Below are 17634 nucleotides of genomic sequence, written 5' to 3'. Positions count from 1 at the left end.
GCATCGTGTGGCGATGGTGCCATCGCCCGGATGCCAGCCTCACGAGACGCCGGCGCTACCGCCTAACGGGCCAGGCTTTCCGGCTGGCTCAGGGTGCGCGCCACCGCCACCCGCCAGCCCTGATACAGCACCGCGCGCCGCTCCTCGCTCATGCCCGGCTCGAAACGCTGCTGGCGCCGCCACAGCGCCGCCAGCTCGTCGAGCGAGCCGTACACCCCCGCCCCCAGCCCCGCCAGGAACGCCGCCCCGAGCGCGGTGGTTTCGCTCACCGTCGCGCGCTCCACCGGCACCGCCAGCATGTCGGCCAGGAACTGCATCAGCCAATCGTTGCCGACCATGCCGCCGTCGACGCGCAGGCTGGCGGGGCGCGCCGCGCCGTCGGCCTGCATCGCCTCCATCAGGTCGCGCGTCTGGTAGCACACCGACTCCAGCGCGGCGCGCACGATGTGGGCGATGCCGGAGTCGCGCGTCAGGCCGATGATGGCGCCGCGCGCCAGCGGGTCCCAGTACGGCGCGCCGAGCCCGGTGAACGCCGGCACCAGATAGACGCCGCCGGTGTCGGCCAGCTGGCGCGCCAGCGTTTCGCTCTCGCCGGCCGAGTGGATCAGCCGTACCGCGTCGCGCAGCCATTGCAGCGCGGCGCCGGCGACGAAGATGCTGCCTTCCAGCGCGTAGGTGGTGCGTCCTTCCAGCCGGTAGCACACCGTCGACAGCAGGCGGTGGCGCGACGCCAGCACCTCGCTACCGGTGTTCTGCACCAGGAAGCAGCCGGTGCCGTAGGTGGACTTGATCATGCCCGGCTCGAAGCAGGCCTGGCCGACGGTGGCGGCCTGCTGGTCGCCGGCCAGCGCGGTGATCTTCAGGGGTTGGCCGAACAAGGTGGTGACGCCGTAGTCGGCGACGTTGTCGCGCACCTCCGGCAGCAGCGCGCGCGGGATGGCGAACAGCGCCAACAGCTCGTCATCCCACTCTTGGGTGTGGATGTTGAACAGCAAGGTGCGCGCGGCGTTGCTGGCGTCGGTGGCGTGCACCCGACCTTCGGTCAGGCGCCACAGCAGGAAGCTATCGACGGTGCCGAACGCCAGCTCGCCGCGCTCGGCGCGTTCGCGCGCGCCGGGGACCTGGTCGAGCAGCCAGGCGAGCTTGCTGGCGGAGAAGTAGGGGTCGAGCACCAGGCCGGTTCGGGCGCTCACCAGCGCGGCGTTGTCCGGCGTGGCGAGCGCCGCGCAGTGCTCGGCGGTGCGCCGGTCCTGCCACACGATGGCGCGATGCAGCACCCGGCCGCTGGCGCGCTCCCACAACAGCGTGGTCTCGCGCTGGTTGGTGAGCCCCAGCGCCACCGGGGTGGCCCCGTGCGCCAGCACCTCGCGCGCCAGCGCCAGCGTGTCGCGCCAGATGTCCTCCGGCTCGTGCTCCACCCAGCCCGGCTGAGGAAAGTGCTGCGGCAGCTCGCGCTGGGCGCGGGCCAGCACCCGGCCCCCGGCGTCGAACAGCATGGCGCGGGTGCTGGTGGTGCCCTGGTCGATTACCAGCAGTGTTGCCGTCATAGGCCGAACTCCTTGCGATTGGCGCGCGGCGCCGACAAAATCGCGCCCCGATTTGCCCGCGGGCGGCGAAATATGTTAATTAACAGACGACAGATTTTCGGAATCGAACCAACATGAGCCGCTCCCCCCGCCACGAAAAGATTCTGCAACTGGTCCGCGAAAACGGCTTCATGCCGATCGAGGAACTGGCCCGCCTGCTCGACGTCACGCCGCAGACCATCCGCCGCGACATCAACCAGCTGTGCGAGGAAAACCTGCTGCGCCGCTACCACGGCGGCGCCGCGCTCGGCAGCAGCGTCGAGAACGAAGACTACGTGGCGCGCAAGGGCAAGCTGCAGAGCGAGAAGGCGTACATCGCCGACATGATCGCCGAGAACATCCCGGACCACGCCTCGCTGTTCATGAGCATCGGCACCACCATCGAGGCCGTGGCCCAGGCGCTCACCGCCAGCCACAAGGGCTTGCGCGTGATCACCAATAATATTCACGTGGCATCGATCATGTCGACCAACCCGGACTTCAACGTGCTGATCACCTCCGGCGTGGTGCGCGCTTCGGACGGCGGCATCACCGGGGTCGCCACGCTCGACTTCATCAACCAGTTCAAGGTCGACTACGCCATCCTCGGCGTCTCCGGCATCGAGCCGGACGGCTCGCTGCTCGACTTCGACTACCGCGAAGTGCGCGTGGCGCAGGCGATGATGAACAACGCGCGCCATCGCTACCTCGCCGCCGACCACAGCAAGTTCGGCCGCAACGCGCTGGTGCGCATGGGCCACATCAGCGAATTCCACGCCGTGTTCACCGACGAAACCCCGCCCGAGCCGCTGGCCAAGATGATGTCCGAACACAACGTGCGCCTGTACCTTGCAGAATAGGCGGCAACCGGCTCCCGGCCAAAGCCCGCCGCGCGCGGGCTTTTTTACGCCGGCGCCGCGGCGCCCCGGCCCCTGCTGGTATACTGCAGCGTTTGCAAGCAACAACAAGCCTGACGCGCCATGAACGTTTTTTACGAAGAAAGCGGCAGCTTCAAGGTGGGCGCCGTGGTGTCCCGCAATGACGCCAGCCTGCAGGTCGACACCCTCCACGGCAAACGCGCCAAGATCAAGTCGGCCAACGTGATGCTGGAATTCAACTCGACGCTGGCCGAGTTCCTGCCGGCGGTCGAGAAGCTGGCCGCCGAGATCGACGTCGACTTCCTGTGGGAAGTGAGCGGCCAGGATGAATTCGGCTTCGAGGCGCTGGCCGCCGACTACTGGGGCCACACCCCGAGCGCGGCCGAAGCCGCCGCCATCATCCAGCGCCTGTTCGAGGCGCCGATGTACTTCTACAAGAAGGGCAAGGGGCGCTTCAAGGCGGCACCGGAAGAGTCGCTGAAGGCGGCGCTGGCCGGCATCGAGAAGAAGAAGCGCGAGCAGGAGCAGATCGACGCCTGGGTGACCGAGCTGAAATCCGGCCGCCTGCCGGACGCCATCCGTGCCCAGCTGATGACGCTGCTGTTCCGCCCGGACAAGAACACGCTGGAGTTCAAGGCCTTCGACCAGGCCTGCCGCGAGCGCAACCTGCCCCCGGTGCGGCTGGCGGCCGCGGTCGGCGGCATCCCCTCGGTGCCGGACTACCTGATGGCGGGCTTCCTGCTCGAGTACTTCCCCAAGGGCACCGGTTTCGGCCAGTACGCCGCGCCGACGCTGCCGGGCGACGACGAGCTGCCGCTCGCCGAGGTGGCCGCGTTCTCGATCGACGACGCCGCCACCACCGAGATCGACGACGCGCTGTCGCTGGTCGTGCTGCCCAACGGCAACCAGCGCGTCGGCATCCATATCGCCGCGCCGACGCTGGGCGTGGCGCCCGGTTCGGACATCGAGAAACTGGTGTTCCAGCGCCTCTCCACGGTGTACTTCCCCGGCGACAAGATCACCATGCTGCCGGACGAGCTGGTCGAACAGTTCACGCTGAAGGAAGGCCAGGCCTGCCCGGCGGTGAGCCTGTACGTCGAGGTGACGCCGGAGTTCGAGCCGGTCGGCTACGAGAGCCGCATCGAGCGCGTGACCATCGCCGCCAACCTGCGCCATGACCAGCTGGAACAGGTGTTCAACGAAGACACCCTGGCGCGCCCGGACGGCGGGCCGGACTACGCGTTCAAGCATGAGCTGACCTGGCTGTGGCAGTTCGCCAACGCGCTGGAGAAGCGCCGCGGCAAGTACGACCCGACGCGTCCGGTGCAGATGGACTACAACTTCAACGTGGTCGACGGCAAGGTGCAGATCACGCTGCGCAAGCGCGGTGCGCCGATGGACAAACTGGTGTCCGAGCTGATGATCCTCGCCAACAGCGAGTGGGGCCGCATGTTGGCCGAAGCCGACATCCCGGCGATGTACCGCGCGCAAAGCATGGGCAAGGTGCGCATGACCACCCGTCCCGAGCCGCACATCGGCCTGGGCGTGGCGCAGTACGCCTGGTCCACCTCGCCGCTGCGCCGCGCCACCGACTTCGTCAACCAGCGCCAGCTCACCGCGATGATCCGCGGCGACAAGCCCGAGTTCGAGCAGGGCAACGCCATGCTGTTCGCCATCCTGCGCGACTTCGACGCCACCTACAGCGCCTACCTCGCCTTCCAGGACCGCATGGAGCACTTCTGGTGCCTGCGCTGGTTCAGCCAGGAGGGCGTCACCGAGCCGACCGCGACGCTGATCAAGGAAGACCTGGTGCGCATCGACGGCCTGCCGCTGCGCCTGCGCGTGCCCGGCCTGCCGGAACTGGCGAGCGGCGACAAGGTACGCCTGGCGGTGATCCGCATCGACGAGCTGACGCAGGAGATCGAGCTGCGCTACGCCGGCAAGGTCGGCCACGAGGACGTGCCGGTCGAGGAAGACAGCACGGTGTGAGCGCAGGCCGGCTTCGGCCAACCTTGAGAAACAAAAAAGCCCCGGAATCGCTTCCGGGGCTTTTTCTTTGCGAGACGACCAAGCGGTTAGCGCGATTCCACCGGGAAGCGCTGCAACAGCCCCCCCAGCACGCCGCCCAGTGCCAGCCACAGCACCGCCGCGGAGGCCAGCGCCGCCAGCATGAAGTCGCTCATCAGGCGCGCGGGCACCAGCGTGTGCACCTCGGCCAGTACCGGCGCGCCGACCAGGTGCGGCAGCGCCGCCAGCGCCAGCGCACCCGCCGCCCACCGCAGGCGGCGCTGGCTCCAGGCGCGATGGAGCCCGAACAGCGCGCCGGCGGTGCAGGCGACGGTGAGCAGCCACCACAGCTGGCGCTGCTGCAGGTCGGCCGCGGGCACGCCCGGCGGCTCCGGCGGCAGGCCCAGCGCCGGCGCCAGCTGGAACACCACGAAGCCCAACGCGCCGAACAACAGGCCGCGCCGCCAGTCGATGTGGCCGAACTGCGACAGCACCGCACCCAGCAGCAGGGCGTAGCCCATCGCCGCCAGCGTGATCGAGACCGCGGTGGCGACGGCGCGGTGCGTCTTGTCGTCGGACGGCTCCTCGCTCGCCATCGCCTCGTGCGAGTGTCCCTCGGCCGCCACGGCGTCGTGCGCCGCGTGAACGTGCGCCGTGGCGGCCTCGAGCTGCTGCTCGTAGCCTTCGGCCTGCTCGATCAGCGGCTGGACCAGCGCCAGCTGGACCGGCGTCGCCACCACGCCGGCCAGCAGCCCGGCCAGCAGCGACAGGGCAACAATACGTGCAAACATGACAACCCTTCGCCGGTCAGTGGCAGACGAAGCCCATGGTATGGCGCGTATCGTGGCTCTCGCCGTGGGCGATGCCCGGCGCGAAGCCGACGCCGTAGAGGATCACCGCGCCCAGCAGCGCGGCGCACAGCGCGGCGGAACGGGCTTTCCAGCGCGCGGCGCTGGCGGGGTCGAGCTGGCCGATCGGTCGAGCGGCGGATTTGTGCAACTGCATGTCTATCTCCTGGGTCTTTCCATGGCCCCCCCTGTCTCGCGGTGTCGGTTGGCGGCAAGCCGCCGCACAGCGATGGACCGACGATGGCGCGGCAGGGTAAGGGAGGGGCACACTGGAAGAAACGTTAAGCGCACCGCCCTCCGCGGTGCATAGCGTCGTCGCCTTCGGCCGGTCTCCGGGCTCACGAGCCGGGAGCGCGCTCCCACGCCGGCGCCTTCCCGGGTGCGACCCCAGTGGCGTGTTGCCGACGCTGACTCGATTACCGTTGCGGGGGCAGCGACGGATTTGCCGATCGGCACACCGTCTTCCCGTTGAAGTTCCCCAGACGGCGGGAAACCTCAAGCCCCGGGCCGATCCGGACCGGGGCACACCGAAAGCTGCTTAAGGATAGCAGAAGCGCACCGGCGGCACGGTCAAAATGCATAGGAAGCGGGACCAGTTGGGCCGGGCGAAAAAAAACCGCCCCCGGCAAGCGGGTAGCGGTCTGGCGCGGACGCGGGCGGAGCGTCAGCGGTTGCTGTCGCGCTTGGGCGCGAACAGCGCGGCGGTCTGGCGACCGCCCGCCGGCTTGCTGCGGCGCGCCTCGCCCGGGCGGCTGCTGCCCGGACGCTGGTTGCCGTTGTTGGGCTTGCCGCGCGGCGGCATCACGTTGCCGTTCACCTCTTTCGGCGGCGGCGGCATCACGTTGCCGTTGGGCTCGCCACGCTGGCCGTTGGCCGGCGCGGTATGGCGCCCCTTGGGCTGCTGGGAACCGGTGTTGCTCTTGGGCGGACGGGCACCCGGCTGGCGCGCGCCGTCGGCATGCTCGTGGCGACGCCCATTCTGGCCGCCGCTGGCGCCGGCGCTACTACGTGCGTTGCCGGCCTGGCCGTCGCCGCCACGGCGCTGGCCTTGGCCTTGGCCCTGGCCCTGGCCTTGACCCTGACGCGGCTGGGACTGGCCCTGACGCGCGGCTCCCTGGCCTTGACGCGCTCCCTGGCCCTGACGCTGCCCCTGACCTTGGCCTTGGCCACGACGCTGGCCACCCATCAGGATCGGCTCCGGCGTCACCGTCAGATCGGCCTCGTAGCCGGGAACGGTGAACTGCGGGATGTCTTTCTTGATCAGCTTCTCGATGTCCTTGAGGAACTTGAACTCGTCCACGCACACCAGCGACACCGCCTCGCCCTCGTTACCGGCGCGGCCGGTGCGGCCGATGCGGTGCACGTAGTCTTCCGGCACGTTGGGCAGCTCGAAGTTGACCACGTGCGGCAGCTGGTCGATGTCCAGCCCGCGCGCGGCGATGTCGGTGGCCACCAGCACCTGCAGCGTGTTGGCCTTGAAGTCGGCCAGCGCCTTGGTACGCGCGTTCTGGCTCTTGTTGCCGTGAATCGCCGCAGCGGTGATGCCGCTCTTGTCGAGCTTCTCGGCCAGGCGGTTGGCGCCGTGCTTGGTGCGGGTGAACACCAGCACCTGGTGCCAGTCGCCCTGGCTGATCAGGTGGGTCAGCAGCTCGGTCTTCTTGTCGCGGTCGACCAGGTGCACCTTCTGCTCGACCAACTCGTTGGCGGTGTTGCGGCGCGCCACTTCGACCAGCTGCGGGTTGTTCAGCAGGCGGTCGGCGAGCACCTTGATCTCGTCGGAGAAGGTCGCCGAGAACAGCAGGTTCTGACGCTTGGCCGGCAGCAGCGCCAGCACCTTCTTGATGTCGTGGATGAACCCCATGTCGAGCATGCGGTCGGCTTCGTCCAGCACCAGGATCTCGACCCCGGACAGATCGACGGTCTTCTGACCGGCGTGGTCGAGCAGACGGCCCGGCGTGGCCACCAGGATGTCCAGCGGCTTCCTGAGCGCGGCGATCTGCGGATTGATCCCGACCCCGCCGAACATCACCATCGACTTGTGCGGCAGGTACTTGCCGTAGGTGCGCACCGATTCTTCCACCTGCGCCGCCAGTTCGCGCGTCGGCGTCAGCACCAGGGCGCGCGGACGGCCCTTGAGGTGGGTCGGCGCCGGGCCGAGGCGGTGCAGCAGCGGCAGGGTGAAGCCTGCGGTCTTGCCGGTGCCGGTCTGGGCTGCGGCCAAGAGGTCGCCCCCCTTGATCACCTGCGGAATGGCCTGCGCCTGGATCGGGGTGGGCGTGGTGTAGCCGGTTTCGGCCACGGCACGCAACAGGGGCTCGGACAGGCCGAGGTCGGTAAATTTGATTTCGAACATGAAAACTCCAGCGACGGCCCAATCGCAGGTTGTGCGACACCAATCCAGGCAGACGTCGATGATGGAAAATGCGGGGGCTTCGGCGTTGAAGCTAGACCGCGCGCCGATTGGCACGACGCGGGAAGGCGACAGTGTACAGGGGTTGGCGCGACAGTGGAACCCGCTGCCGACAGTAAACGCTCAGAACCTATCCCAGTAGGCGAGCGAACCAAAGCAGGTTGAGTGCCGCCAGCGCACAGGAACCGGAATGGACACGGTGTACATGAGGACTCCGTATCGCTAAGCGAATTCCTGCGTGCCAATCTATCGCTGGGCAAATCAAAGATTTGCACGCAGAGATTGGCTCAGCGATGAATTCGCACGCAGTACTGCCGGCACTCAAGATACGAAGGCGCAGTCGCTTAATGGGATAGGTTCTCACCAAACGCCAGCGCGTCCATGGCGATGCTGCCGTGCTCCATGCCGCTATGCAGCACGCTGCGCGGCGTGCCGCCGGCGCCGAGCGCGAAGAACAGCGGCAACAGGTGCTCGGCGGTGGGATGGTTGCGCCGCGCCTGCGGCGCCTGCCGTTCCCAGTCCAGCACCGCGTCGACGTCGCCTTCGGCCAAGCGCTCGAGCATCCAGCTCTGGAATTCCAGCGCCCACGCTTCGGGGCCGGCGTTCCACGCCACTTCGTACAGGTTGTGGGTGAGGCTGCCCGAGCCCACCAGCAGCACGCCCTCCTCGCCCAGCCCCGCCAGCGCCTGACCGAGCCGGTAATGGGTGGCGGCGTCCGCCGCCGGCAGCACCGGCAGGGTCACCACCGGGATGTCGGCGTCGGGGTACATCGCCAGCAGCGGCACCCAGGCACCGTGGTCGAGACCGGGGCGCTCGTCCGGCTGCACCGCGAAGCCGGCGGCGGCGAGACGGCGGTCGATGTCGTCCGCCAGGGCGCGTTCGCCCTGTGCCGGGTACTGCAGCCGGTAGAGCTGTTCCGGGAAGCCGCCGAAATCGTGCACGGTGCGCCAGTGCGCCGCGCTGCCGGCACCCGGCTGCCGTGCCGGGCGGTGCGCCGACAGGCTGACGATGGCGCGCGGGCGGTCGTGGGCGTCGGCCCAGCGCCGCCAGGCGGCCGGCGCGGGCGAGCCGTCGATCAGTACGGTCGGGGCGCCGTGCGAGATGAACAGGCTGGGCAGACGGGACATGGTGTTCTCCTTGGGTCTTTAGTCGATGATACGCCGCGTCAGGTGCGACGGCCGAGCGGCTTGAGGGCGAAGGCGCCGTCGCCAAGCAGGGCCACACTCAGCGCCACCGCGCTCAGGAAGGCGGTGTATTCCCAGCCGCCGCCCGGGTTGGTGAAGGCCCAGCCGTTGGCCAGATGCACCAGCAGGGTGGCGCCCAGCAGCACCGGGCTCAGCAGCAGCGCCACCTGGCGCCCGCCCACGCCAAGGATCAGCAACACGCCGCCGCCGATCTCGGCCACCATGGTGAGCGGGCCGACGAAGCCGGGCAGGCCGAGCGAGGCAAAGAACTGGGCAGTGCCGGCCGGGGTAAACACGAACAGCTTGGTCAGGCCGTGGGCCAGGAACATCAGGCCGAGGCTCAGGCGCAGCAGGAAGGCGGCGTAGGGAGCGGTGCGGGTGTCGATCATGGTGGTTCTCCGGTGGGTGGTTTATGGTCACCATTAAAACGCTTGCCATTCAACCGATAAACCCGCCATATTTCATAATATTGATTCTTTACAAGAAACAATCATGGACCTGATGACCGCCATGCGCGTGTTCCACGCCGTGGCCGACGGCGGCAGCTTCACCCTGGCCTCGGACAAGCTCGGCCTGTCGCGCGGCATGGCCAGCAAGTACGTGAGCTGGCTCGAAGAGCACCTGGGCACGCGCCTGCTCAACCGCACCACGCGCCGGCTGGCGCTGACCGAGAGCGGCGCGGACTATCTGGCGCGGGTGGCCAGCATCCTGGCCCAGGTCGACGAAGCCGAGGCGCAGGCCGCCGAAACCAGCCGCGAGCCGGTCGGCACGCTGCGCGTCAGCGCGCCGCTGGCGTTCGGCGTGCGCCGGCTGGGGCCGATCCTGGCCGAGTTCAACGCCCATTACCCGCGCCTGACGGTGGACTTGCTGCTGGAAGACCGCCAGCGCGACATGCTGGAGGACGGTGTCGACCTGACCCTGCGCATCACCACCGACCTCGGCCAGAGCCAGCTGGTGGCGCGCGCGCTGGCGCCGGTACGGGTGGTGGTGTGCGCCGCGCCGGCCTACCTGGCGCGCCACGGCACCCCGGCCACGCCCGCCGAACTCGCCCGTCACCGGTGCCTGCGCTACACCCTGAGCGAGCCGGTGGACGAATGGCGTTTCGGCAGCGAACGGGTCAAGGTCTCCGGCCCGCTCGCCGCCAACAACGGCGACCTGCTGGTGGACGCGGCGCGCCACGGCATGGGCATCATCTGCGAGCCGACCTTCCTGCTCGGCGACGACCTCAAGAGCGGCCGGCTGGTGCCGCTGCTGGAGGGCTACCCGCTGCCCGAATTCCGCCTCTACGCGCTCTACCCGCACCGCCAGTACCTGCCGCGCAAGGTGCGCGCGCTGGTCGATTTCCTGGCCGATCATTTCGCCGGGGAGCCCGACTGGGACGCCTACTGAGCACCTGTGCCATGAGTCGGCAGCGCCTTTGCGCCTTGGCTCGTTCTGCGATGGGGGTAGGTTCTTGACCTTCAGAACCGCTACACTAGCGCGCTTCCTCCATCAACTGCCCGCAACCGGACCCGACCATGGCACTCAAAGCCACCATCTACAAAGCCGAACTCAACATCACCGACCTGGACCGCAGCTACTACGCCAGTCACAACCTCACCCTCGCCCTGCACCCGTCGGAAACCATCGAACGCATGATGCTGCGGCTGGTGGCGTTTGCGCGCCACGCCAGCGACACGCTGACGTTCACCAAGGGCATCAGCGAGGATGACGAGCCGGACCTGTGGCAGAAGAACTATTCGGACGAGATCGAACTGTGGATCGAGCTGGGCGAGCCGGACGAGAAGCGCCTGCGCAAGGCCTGCGGCCGCGCCGACGCGGTGTGGATCTACAGCTACGGCGGACGCGCCGCCGACATCTGGTGGCAAGGCATGGAGGGCAAGGCCAGCCGCTTCGAGCATCTGCACGTCGCCGGCATCAGCCCGGACACGCTGACCGCGCTGACGGCACTGGCCGAACGCAGCATGCAACTGCAGGTGACGATCCAGGACGGCCAGATCTGGCTGTCGGACAACGTGCACAACGTGCTGGTGGAGTTCGTCGCGCTGAAAGACGCGCGCTGAGCCCGCCCGGGGCGCCTCCGCCGACCGGTAAAAAAAAGCGGCAGCCAGAGCTGCCGCGTAAACCACCGTTCGAGATAGGTACCAAGGAGAAGACTCAGGAACGGCTTAACACCATCTTGCTGATCGCCTCGGGACAACGTCCCAGCTTCCGGTAGAGCAGCGCCCCGGCAAAACCGCCGATGAACAGCGCGAAGTGGCCGAGGTACTCTCTCAGACCCGGGGTGTGCGAGCAGATCAGGGCGAGCACGGCCGCCGGCACCAGCGCCTTGATCGCGGCCTTGTTGTAGCCGTTCTCGTACCAGTAGGTATTGCCCGGCTTGTCGCTGTACAGCGCGTCGACGTCGATGCGGCGCTTCTGCACCAGGTAGTAGTCCACCAGCACGATGCCGTACAGCGGGCCGATGAAGGCGGCGAGCGAGTCGAGCGTGTAGTGGATCACTTCCGGCGAGTTGAACAGGTTCCACGGCGTGATGAAGATCGAACCGACCGCGGCGATCATGCCGCCCATGCGCCAGCTGATCTTCTGCGGGTTGACGTTGGCGAAGTCGAACGCCGGCGACACGAAGTTGGCCACGATGTTGATGCCGATGGTGGCGGTGATGAAGGTCAGCGCGCCCAGCACGGCGGCCGTGGTGTTGTCGATCAGGCCGACGGTCTCGATCGGGTCCTCGATCAGCTTGCCGAACACCGGCAGCGTGCCCGAGATCACCACCACGGTGACGATGGAGAACAGCAGGAAGTTGACCGGCAGCCCCCAGAAGTTGCCCCGCTTCACTTCGTCCATGCTCTTGGCGTAGCGCGTGAAGTCGCCGAAGTTCAGCGTCGGCCCGGAGAAGTAGGACACCACCAGCACCACGGCGAGCACCATCTGCCACGCGGCGTCGAGCCCGGTCAGGCGCTTGGTGCTGAGGTCGAAGTTGATGTTGTGCCAGCCGGCCTTGTACACGATGTACGCCATCAGCAGGAGCATCACGGCGTAAACCGCCGGGCCGGCCCAGTCGATGAACTTCTTGATCGCCTCCATGCCGTGCCAGAACACCAGCGCCTGCAGCGCCCACATCGTCATGAACCCCATCCAGCCCAGCGCCGACAGCCCGGCGAACTTGATATGGCCGAGGTACGCCAGTTCCGGGAAGAAGCGCAGCACCACGATCACCAGCGCCGAGGAGGCGAGGTAGGTCTGGATGCCGTACCAGGCCACCGCGATCAGCCCCCGGATCACCGCCGGAATGTTGGCGCCGAACACGCCGAACGACATGCGGCACACCACCGGGTAGGGAATGCCGCCCTGCTGGCTCGGCCGCCCGATCTTGTTGGCCACGTACTGCACGATGCCGATGCCGATGAGCAGGCACACCAGCACCTGCCAGCTCGCCAGGCCCAGCGCGAACAGGCTGCCGGCGAAGACGTAGCCGCCGACGCTGTGCACATCCGACATCCAGAAGGCGAAGATGTTGTACCAGTTCCAATGCTGGTCCTTGAGCGGACCGAGGTCTTCGTTGTAGAGCCGCTCGCTGTAGCCTTGCGGACACTGGCCGGCGTGGCCGGGGGAATGCGGTTGGTGCATCGAAATTCTCCTTTGCAGTTTTGCTAGTCTTAGAGGCTCTTGCTGGCCTTGTTGCTCTTCATTGTTAGCAGATTTCGTACACGCAACAATAACATTTTCGTATACGCAGTAATAACCAAGCTAGCGCACTGTTTTTACTGAGGTTTTTCTGACACACCTCGGGCGGCTCGGGCATGGGCAGCGACATTCCGCACAGCCATTGTCGAAATAGTTGTATACCATTCAATAGAATTTGGTACACAAACAAATTTGCCGGCGCCATGGGTTCGGCGCCGTTTGCGGGTTAAGATAGTGGCCAGGGTCCTATAGACGACATCAAGGAGTGAGCAACCATGCTTCGGGGACTATCACCCGCTCATCCCCAACGGGGTGAGGAAGGCACCAAGGACGAACTGGTATACGCGCGGCTGTTCACCGCGATCATCGAGCACCGCCTGCAGCCGGGCATGAAACTGCCGGAAGACGCGCTGACCGAGAGCTTCGAGGTCAGCCGCACCGTCATCCGCAAGGCACTGCAGCGCCTGGCGCTGGAGCGCCTGGTGACGATCCTGCCCAAGCGCGGCGCGACGGTGGCCAAGCCCACCATCGCCGAGGCGAAGAATATTTTTGCGGCGCGCCAGCTGATCGAAGTGGGCACGCTCGACCAGGTGATCGCGAACATCCGCCCCAGCGATATCGCTGAGCTCAGGGAGATCGCCCGCCAGGAACACGAGGCGCAGCGCGTACGCGACCACCGCCAGGCCATCAAGCTGTCCGGCCAGTTCCACGTGCGCCTGCTGAGCATCGCCGGCAACGACGACCTGACCGACTTCCTGGTGCGCTTGGTGTCGCGCTCGTCGCTGATCATCGCGGTGTACGGTTCGTCGTGGAGCGCCGACTGCAAATGCGACAGCCACGACGCGCTGATCGCCCTGCTCGAGGCCGGCGACGCGGCCCAGGCCAAGGCGTGGATGTCGCAGCATCTGAAGGAAGTGGAGTCGGCGCTCGACATGTCGCCGGAGGAAGACAGCGAGCCCGATTTCAAGAAGATCTTCAGCGAGATGGACGGCTAGCGGCCGCCTGGCACGCCGCGGGGGGCCTGGCGACGCCCGCCCCTCGCCCCGCCGGCCGTGCAGCTACCAGGCCGGCGCCGCCGCCAACCCCGGCAACACCCCGCCGCAGCCCCCACTCGGCCCTGTGCCCGTCATTTTCCCGCGCGCTGTGCCTTATGCGCCGGCCCCGCCCCGCCTACCCTGACGCCATCCCGTTTCATGATGGTGTTGCCATGTCCACAGTCCCAGCCCTACCGATCAAGCTCTACCCGCGCCTGACGCGCGGGCGCTTCAACACCTGGCGCGTCGCCTTCGTCGTCGTCACCCAGCTGCTCTACTTCGGCCTGCCCTGGCTGCCATGGCACGGTCGCCAGGCGGTCTGGCTCGACCTGGCGGGCGGGCGCTTCCACCTGTTCGGCCTGACGCTGCTGCCGCAGGACATGGTCTACCTCGCCGCGCTGTTGATGGCGAGCGCCTTCGGGCTGTTCCTGTGGACCACGCTGTCCGGCCGGCTGTGGTGCGGTTTTTCCTGTCCGCAGACGGTGTACACCGAGATCATGCTGTGGATCGAGCGCTGGACCGAGGGCAAGCCGGCGGCGCGCCGCGCCCTCGACGCCGCGCCGTGGCGTCTGAACAAGGTGATGCGCAAGGGCGGCAAGCACGTGCTGATGGCGGCGTTCTCGCTGTGGACCGGGCTCACCCTGGTCGGCTACTTCAGCCCGATGCGCGAACTGGCGGCCGGCCTGCCCACGCTCGCCATCGGTCCGTGGGAGGCGTTCTGGGCGCTGTTCTACGGCGGCTTCACCTACCTGCTGGCCGGCGTGCTGCGCGAGAAGGTGTGCCTGCACATGTGTCCGTACGCACGCTTCCAGGGCGCCATGTTCGACCCGGACACCCGGCTGGTGGCCTACGACGTGCCGCGCGGCGAACCGCGTGGCGCCTTGCGCAAGGACGCCCAGCCCGGCGTGGCGCGCGGCGACTGCGTCGACTGCGGGCTGTGCGTGCAGGTCTGCCCCACCGGCATCGACATCCGCGCCGGCCTGCAGTACGAGTGCATCGGCTGCGCCGCCTGCATCGACGCCTGCGACGCGGTGATGGACAAGATCGGCGCGCCGCACGGGCTGATCCGCTTCACCACCCAGCGCGCCGAGGACGGCGGCGATGGGCGGCCGCGCCGCCTCTGGCAGCGCCCGCGCGTGCTGGTCTACGGCGGGCTGCTGGCGATGCTGCTGGCGCTGACGGCGGCCGGCCTGCTGAACCACACGCCGTACAAGCTCGACGTGCTGCGCGACCGCGCCTCGCTGGTGCGGGAGGGCGACGACGGCTGGCTGGAAAACAGCTACAGCCTCAGGGTGATGAACGGCGACGAGCAGGCGCACCGCTTCCGTGTCGAGGTGGTGGGGCTGCCCGGCGCCCGCCTGCGCGACGACGCCCCGGTGCTGGTGCCGGCGCTCACCGTCGCCACGGTCGGGGTGCGGGTGGCAGTCGATCCGGGTGCGGTACAGCGCGGCAGCCAGCCGTTGCGCTTCGTGCTGCGCGCCGTCGACGCACCGCACCGCTACGTCAGCGCTGACAGCAGCTTCATCGGCGAGTGAGCGCCGCTGCCAGCCAGTCCAGTGCGGCGAGCTGCCGGCCGGGCTCGACGTAGCTCAGGTTGAGGCGCAGGGCGCGGCGACCGGCGCCGTCGGGGTGGAACAGCGCGCCGGGCGCGAAGTGCAGGCCGTGCCCCTGCGCCTCGGCCAGCAGCGTCTGGCTGTCCGGCCCCTCGTCCTGCTCCAGCCACAGGAAGTAGCCGCCTTGCGGGCGCGACAGCCGTACCGTCGGCGGCAGCCGATCCGCCAGCGCCTGGCGCAGCGCGGCGGCGCGGTCGGCCAGCTGCTGGCACAGCCGGCGCAGGCCGGGCGGGTCGCCACCGTCGGCCAGCAGTTCGGCGATCGCCATCTGGTTGGGCAGCGGCGAGGCCAGCGTGGTGCTGACCTTGAGCCGGCACACCGCGTCGAGGTAGCGCCCCGGCGCGATCCAGCCGACACGGTAGCCGGGTGCCAACGACTTGGAGAAGGTGGCGCAGTACAGCACCCGCCCGGCGGTGTCGCGCGCCTTGAACGGCGCCGGGGCCGGTGCCGTGAACGCCAGCTGGCGATAGGCGTCGTCCTCGATGAGCGGCACGTCGTAGCGCTCGGCGAGCTGCCACAAGGCATCGCGCGCGGCGTCGCTCAGGCAATGCCCGGTGGGATGCTGGAAGTTGGCCATCACCGCGATGCCGTGCACCCGGCCTTCGGCCAACCCTTGCGCCAAGGGCGCCAGGTCGAGCGCGCCGTCGAGCCCGACCGGCAGCGCCAGGGTGGCGATGCCGTGCTGCGCCAGCACCCCCAACAGACCGGGGAAGGCCGGCGTGGTCACCGCCAGGCACGGCGCCGCCAGCGCGTGCGTCACCACCTGCACCGCCAGCGCCAGCGCTTCCATGCCGCCGCAGGTGATCACGAGCTGGTCCCAGTCGAGCGCCATGCCCTCGGCGTGGCAGCGGCGCGCCAGTTGGCGCCGCAGCGCGTCCAGCCCGAGCAGTTCGTGCCGCGCCAGCAGTTCGGGGTAGCGCCGCTGCACGCGCACGAAGGCCTGCGCCAGCGCACGGCCGTCAAACAAGGCCGGATTGATGAACGGCGACCCCCACGGCAACAGCGCGGCCAGGTTGGCCGAAGCCGGTGCCGCGCCGCCCGGCGCCACGCGGAACCCGGCACGCGGCAGCGCCTCGACGTAGCCCTGCCGCTCCAGCTCGTAGTAGGCGCGCTTGGCGGTGTTCATGCCGACGCCGTGGGTCTCGCACAGGCGGCGCAGCGACGGCAGCGCGTCGCCGGCGCGGTAGCTGCCGTGCTCGATGGCGGCAACGAAAAAATCGACCAGCGTGGCGTACTTGGACATCGGCCCACTTCAAGACAACGGGAAAGACCCGCAGTGTAGCGGAGAATCCCCCGTCCCGGCCGGAAGGGGCGTGCCCCAGCCAGGCCCGCCCGGCCACCACGCGACGCGTCCGCGCTCGGTGTGGCGGAGGTCGTATAATGCAGCCATGACCACATCACCTCCCTTTGCCGGGCTCACCCCGGACTGCCTGCTGAACGCGCTGGAAGGCCTCGGCCTGCCGGTGAACGGCCAGCTCCTGGCGCTCAACAGCTACGAAAACCGCGTCTACCAGGTCGGCCTGGACGACGCGCCGCCGCTGGTGGCCAAGTTCTACCGCCCCGAGCGCTGGAGCGATGCGCAGATCCTGGAAGAGCACGCCTTCGTGGCGGAACTGGCCGGCCACGAGATTCCGGTGGTCGGCGCGCTCGGCATCGCCGGCCGCACACTGCATCAGCACGCCGGCTTCCGCTTCGCGCTGTTCCCGCGCCGCGGCGGACGCGCCCCGGAGCTCGACCGCCCGGACACGCTGCAATGGCTGGGGCGCTTTCTCGGCCGCATCCACGCCGTCGGCGCGGTGACGCCGTTCGCGCTGCGGCCGACGCTGGACGCGGCGAGCTTCGGCGAAGAGCCGCTGGCCTTCCTGGCCGACTGCCCGTTCATCCCGGACGAGTTGCGCGCGGTGTACCTGGGTGTGGCGCGCCAGGCGCTGGACGGCGTGGCGCGCGGCTACGACCGCGCCGGCGCCATCACGCTGCGCCGCCTGCATGGCGATTGCCACGCCGGCAACGTGCTGTGGACCGAGGCCGGGCCGCACTTCGTCGATTTCGACGACTGCCGCATGGGGCCGGCGGTGCAGGATCTGTGGATGCTGCTGTCGGGGGAGCGCAGCGAGCAGAGCGCCCAGCTGGCCGACCTGCTGGCGGGGTACGAGGATTTTTGCGAGTTCGACACGCGCGAGCTGTACCTGGTCGAGGCGCTGCGCACGCTGCGGCTGATCCACTACAGCGCCTGGCTGGCGCGACGCTGGCACGACCCGGCGTTTCCGGCGGCTTTCCCCTGGTTCGACAACCCGCGCTACTGGCAGGACCAGATCCTGGCGCTGCGCGAGCAGATCGCGCTGATGGACGAAGCGCCGCTGTGGCCGGTGTGAGCGCACCACACTGAGCCGCCGCGGCGCGGCCCGCCT

General features: G+C 68.5%; 15 protein-coding genes and 1 riboswitch. Of the genes, 7 read left to right on the top strand and 8 right to left on the bottom strand.

The window, feature by feature from the left end; translation table 11 throughout:
* Nucleotides 1–62: 62 nt before the first annotated feature.
* Entirely contained in the window at nucleotides 63–1547 is a 1485-nt protein-coding gene (gene glpK, locus FURADRAFT_RS12960; RefSeq protein ID WP_008954617.1) for a glycerol kinase GlpK, read from the bottom strand.
* Nucleotides 1548–1660: 113 nt separating this feature from the next.
* Between glpK and FURADRAFT_RS12955 the strand changes: the two genes are divergently transcribed.
* Nucleotides 1661–2425, top strand: coding sequence for a DeoR/GlpR family DNA-binding transcription regulator (locus FURADRAFT_RS12955; RefSeq protein WP_008954616.1), 765 nt, complete (start codon nucleotides 1661–1663; stop codon nucleotides 2423–2425).
* Nucleotides 2426–2545: 120 nt separating this feature from the next.
* Nucleotides 2546–4432: a ribonuclease catalytic domain-containing protein gene (locus FURADRAFT_RS12950; protein WP_008954615.1), complete on the top strand. Its 1887-nt coding sequence runs from the start codon at nucleotides 2546–2548 to the stop codon at nucleotides 4430–4432.
* Nucleotides 4433–4518: 86 nt separating this feature from the next.
* Here FURADRAFT_RS12950 and FURADRAFT_RS12945 read toward each other — a convergent pair whose 3' ends face one another.
* From FURADRAFT_RS12945 to FURADRAFT_RS12925, 5 genes are all read right to left on the bottom strand, one after another.
* Nucleotides 4519–5241, bottom strand: a complete 723-nt coding sequence (locus FURADRAFT_RS12945) for a CbtA family protein (protein WP_008954614.1) — start codon at nucleotides 5239–5241, stop codon at nucleotides 4519–4521.
* A 16-nt stretch (nucleotides 5242–5257) separates the two neighbouring features.
* The gene (locus FURADRAFT_RS12940; RefSeq protein WP_008954613.1) at nucleotides 5258–5455 is read right to left on the bottom strand and encodes a CbtB domain-containing protein; all 198 of its coding nucleotides are present in this window, start codon (nucleotides 5453–5455) and stop codon (nucleotides 5258–5260) included.
* A gap of 149 nt (nucleotides 5456–5604) precedes the next feature.
* Nucleotides 5605–5811, bottom strand: a riboswitch (cobalamin riboswitch).
* A 151-nt stretch (nucleotides 5812–5962) separates the two neighbouring features.
* Nucleotides 5963–7651, bottom strand: coding sequence for a DEAD/DEAH box helicase (locus tag FURADRAFT_RS12935; RefSeq protein WP_008954612.1), 1689 nt, complete (start codon nucleotides 7649–7651; stop codon nucleotides 5963–5965).
* A 401-nt stretch (nucleotides 7652–8052) separates the two neighbouring features.
* A complete protein-coding gene (locus FURADRAFT_RS12930; protein WP_008954611.1) occupies nucleotides 8053–8835 on the bottom strand; it encodes a DODA-type extradiol aromatic ring-opening family dioxygenase in 783 nt (260 codons plus the stop codon).
* A 38-nt stretch (nucleotides 8836–8873) separates the two neighbouring features.
* Entirely contained in the window at nucleotides 8874–9281 is a 408-nt protein-coding gene (locus tag FURADRAFT_RS12925) for a DoxX family protein (RefSeq protein WP_008954610.1), read from the bottom strand.
* A 103-nt stretch (nucleotides 9282–9384) separates the two neighbouring features.
* Between FURADRAFT_RS12925 and FURADRAFT_RS12920 the strand changes: the two genes are divergently transcribed.
* Both FURADRAFT_RS12920 and FURADRAFT_RS12915 read left to right on the top strand, forming a co-directional pair.
* Complete coding sequence (locus tag FURADRAFT_RS12920) at nucleotides 9385–10281, top strand: LysR family transcriptional regulator (RefSeq protein ID WP_081455957.1); 897 nt, start codon at nucleotides 9385–9387, stop codon at nucleotides 10279–10281.
* 128 nt (nucleotides 10282–10409) lie between these two features.
* Nucleotides 10410–10955 (top strand): YaeQ family protein, encoded by a 546-nt coding sequence (locus FURADRAFT_RS12915; protein WP_008954608.1) that lies wholly within the window; start codon nucleotides 10410–10412, stop codon nucleotides 10953–10955.
* Nucleotides 10956–11049: 94 nt separating this feature from the next.
* Here FURADRAFT_RS12915 and FURADRAFT_RS12910 read toward each other — a convergent pair whose 3' ends face one another.
* Nucleotides 11050–12522, bottom strand: a complete 1473-nt coding sequence (locus FURADRAFT_RS12910) for an NCS1 family nucleobase:cation symporter-1 (RefSeq protein ID WP_008954607.1) — start codon at nucleotides 12520–12522, stop codon at nucleotides 11050–11052.
* 332 nt (nucleotides 12523–12854) lie between these two features.
* Between FURADRAFT_RS12910 and FURADRAFT_RS12905 the strand changes: the two genes are divergently transcribed.
* Together FURADRAFT_RS12905 and ccoG are read left to right on the top strand one after the other, a co-directional pair.
* On the top strand, nucleotides 12855–13574 hold the full coding sequence (locus FURADRAFT_RS12905) for a GntR family transcriptional regulator (protein ID WP_008954606.1): 720 nt from the start codon (nucleotides 12855–12857) through the stop codon (nucleotides 13572–13574).
* 212 nt (nucleotides 13575–13786) lie between these two features.
* Nucleotides 13787–15148 carry a cytochrome c oxidase accessory protein CcoG gene (gene ccoG / locus FURADRAFT_RS12900; RefSeq protein ID WP_008954605.1) on the top strand — a complete coding sequence of 454 codons (1362 nt, stop codon included), beginning with the start codon at nucleotides 13787–13789 and terminating at the stop codon, nucleotides 15146–15148.
* Here ccoG and FURADRAFT_RS12895 read toward each other — a convergent pair.
* A complete protein-coding gene (locus tag FURADRAFT_RS12895; protein ID WP_008954604.1) occupies nucleotides 15135–16469 on the bottom strand; it encodes an aminotransferase-like domain-containing protein in 1335 nt (444 codons plus the stop codon). The genes ccoG and FURADRAFT_RS12895 overlap by 14 nt on opposite strands.
* Before the next feature lie 145 nt (nucleotides 16470–16614).
* Between FURADRAFT_RS12895 and FURADRAFT_RS12890 the strand changes: the two genes are divergently transcribed.
* Nucleotides 16615–17598, top strand: coding sequence for a serine/threonine protein kinase (locus FURADRAFT_RS12890; RefSeq protein WP_008954603.1), 984 nt, complete (start codon nucleotides 16615–16617; stop codon nucleotides 17596–17598).
* Nucleotides 17599–17634 lie beyond the last annotated feature (36 nt).

It is taken from the genome of Pseudogulbenkiania ferrooxidans 2002 (assembly GCF_000174355.1).
GTDB classification, from domain to species: domain Bacteria; phylum Pseudomonadota; class Gammaproteobacteria; order Burkholderiales; family Chromobacteriaceae; genus Pseudogulbenkiania; species Pseudogulbenkiania ferrooxidans.
The sequence above is the reverse complement of the archived record's forward strand: the minus strand, read 5'-3'. Positions and strand labels throughout refer to the sequence as shown.

What these genes read in the sequence shown, in the direction of transcription:
- glpK (WP_008954617.1), bottom strand. Translation starts at nt 1,547, where the DNA reads ATGACGGCAACACTGCTGGTAATCGACCAGGGCACCACCAGCACCCGC.
- FURADRAFT_RS12955 (WP_008954616.1), top strand. Translation starts at nt 1,661, where the DNA reads ATGAGCCGCTCCCCCCGCCACGAAAAGATTCTGCAACTGGTCCGCGAA.
- FURADRAFT_RS12950 (WP_008954615.1), top strand. Translation starts at nt 2,546, where the DNA reads ATGAACGTTTTTTACGAAGAAAGCGGCAGCTTCAAGGTGGGCGCCGTG.
- FURADRAFT_RS12945 (WP_008954614.1), bottom strand. Translation starts at nt 5,241, where the DNA reads ATGTTTGCACGTATTGTTGCCCTGTCGCTGCTGGCCGGGCTGCTGGCC.
- FURADRAFT_RS12940 (WP_008954613.1), bottom strand. Translation starts at nt 5,455, where the DNA reads ATGCAGTTGCACAAATCCGCCGCTCGACCGATCGGCCAGCTCGACCCC.
- FURADRAFT_RS12935 (WP_008954612.1), bottom strand. Translation starts at nt 7,651, where the DNA reads ATGTTCGAAATCAAATTTACCGACCTCGGCCTGTCCGAGCCCCTGTTG.
- FURADRAFT_RS12930 (WP_008954611.1), bottom strand. Translation starts at nt 8,835, where the DNA reads ATGTCCCGTCTGCCCAGCCTGTTCATCTCGCACGGCGCCCCGACCGTA.
- FURADRAFT_RS12925 (WP_008954610.1), bottom strand. Translation starts at nt 9,281, where the DNA reads ATGATCGACACCCGCACCGCTCCCTACGCCGCCTTCCTGCTGCGCCTG.
- FURADRAFT_RS12920 (WP_081455957.1), top strand. Translation starts at nt 9,385, where the DNA reads ATGGACCTGATGACCGCCATGCGCGTGTTCCACGCCGTGGCCGACGGC.
- FURADRAFT_RS12915 (WP_008954608.1), top strand. Translation starts at nt 10,410, where the DNA reads ATGGCACTCAAAGCCACCATCTACAAAGCCGAACTCAACATCACCGAC.
- FURADRAFT_RS12910 (WP_008954607.1), bottom strand. Translation starts at nt 12,522, where the DNA reads ATGCACCAACCGCATTCCCCCGGCCACGCCGGCCAGTGTCCGCAAGGC.
- FURADRAFT_RS12905 (WP_008954606.1), top strand. Translation starts at nt 12,855, where the DNA reads ATGCTTCGGGGACTATCACCCGCTCATCCCCAACGGGGTGAGGAAGGC.
- ccoG (WP_008954605.1), top strand. Translation starts at nt 13,787, where the DNA reads ATGTCCACAGTCCCAGCCCTACCGATCAAGCTCTACCCGCGCCTGACG.
- FURADRAFT_RS12895 (WP_008954604.1), bottom strand. Translation starts at nt 16,469, where the DNA reads ATGTCCAAGTACGCCACGCTGGTCGATTTTTTCGTTGCCGCCATCGAG.
- FURADRAFT_RS12890 (WP_008954603.1), top strand. Translation starts at nt 16,615, where the DNA reads ATGACCACATCACCTCCCTTTGCCGGGCTCACCCCGGACTGCCTGCTG.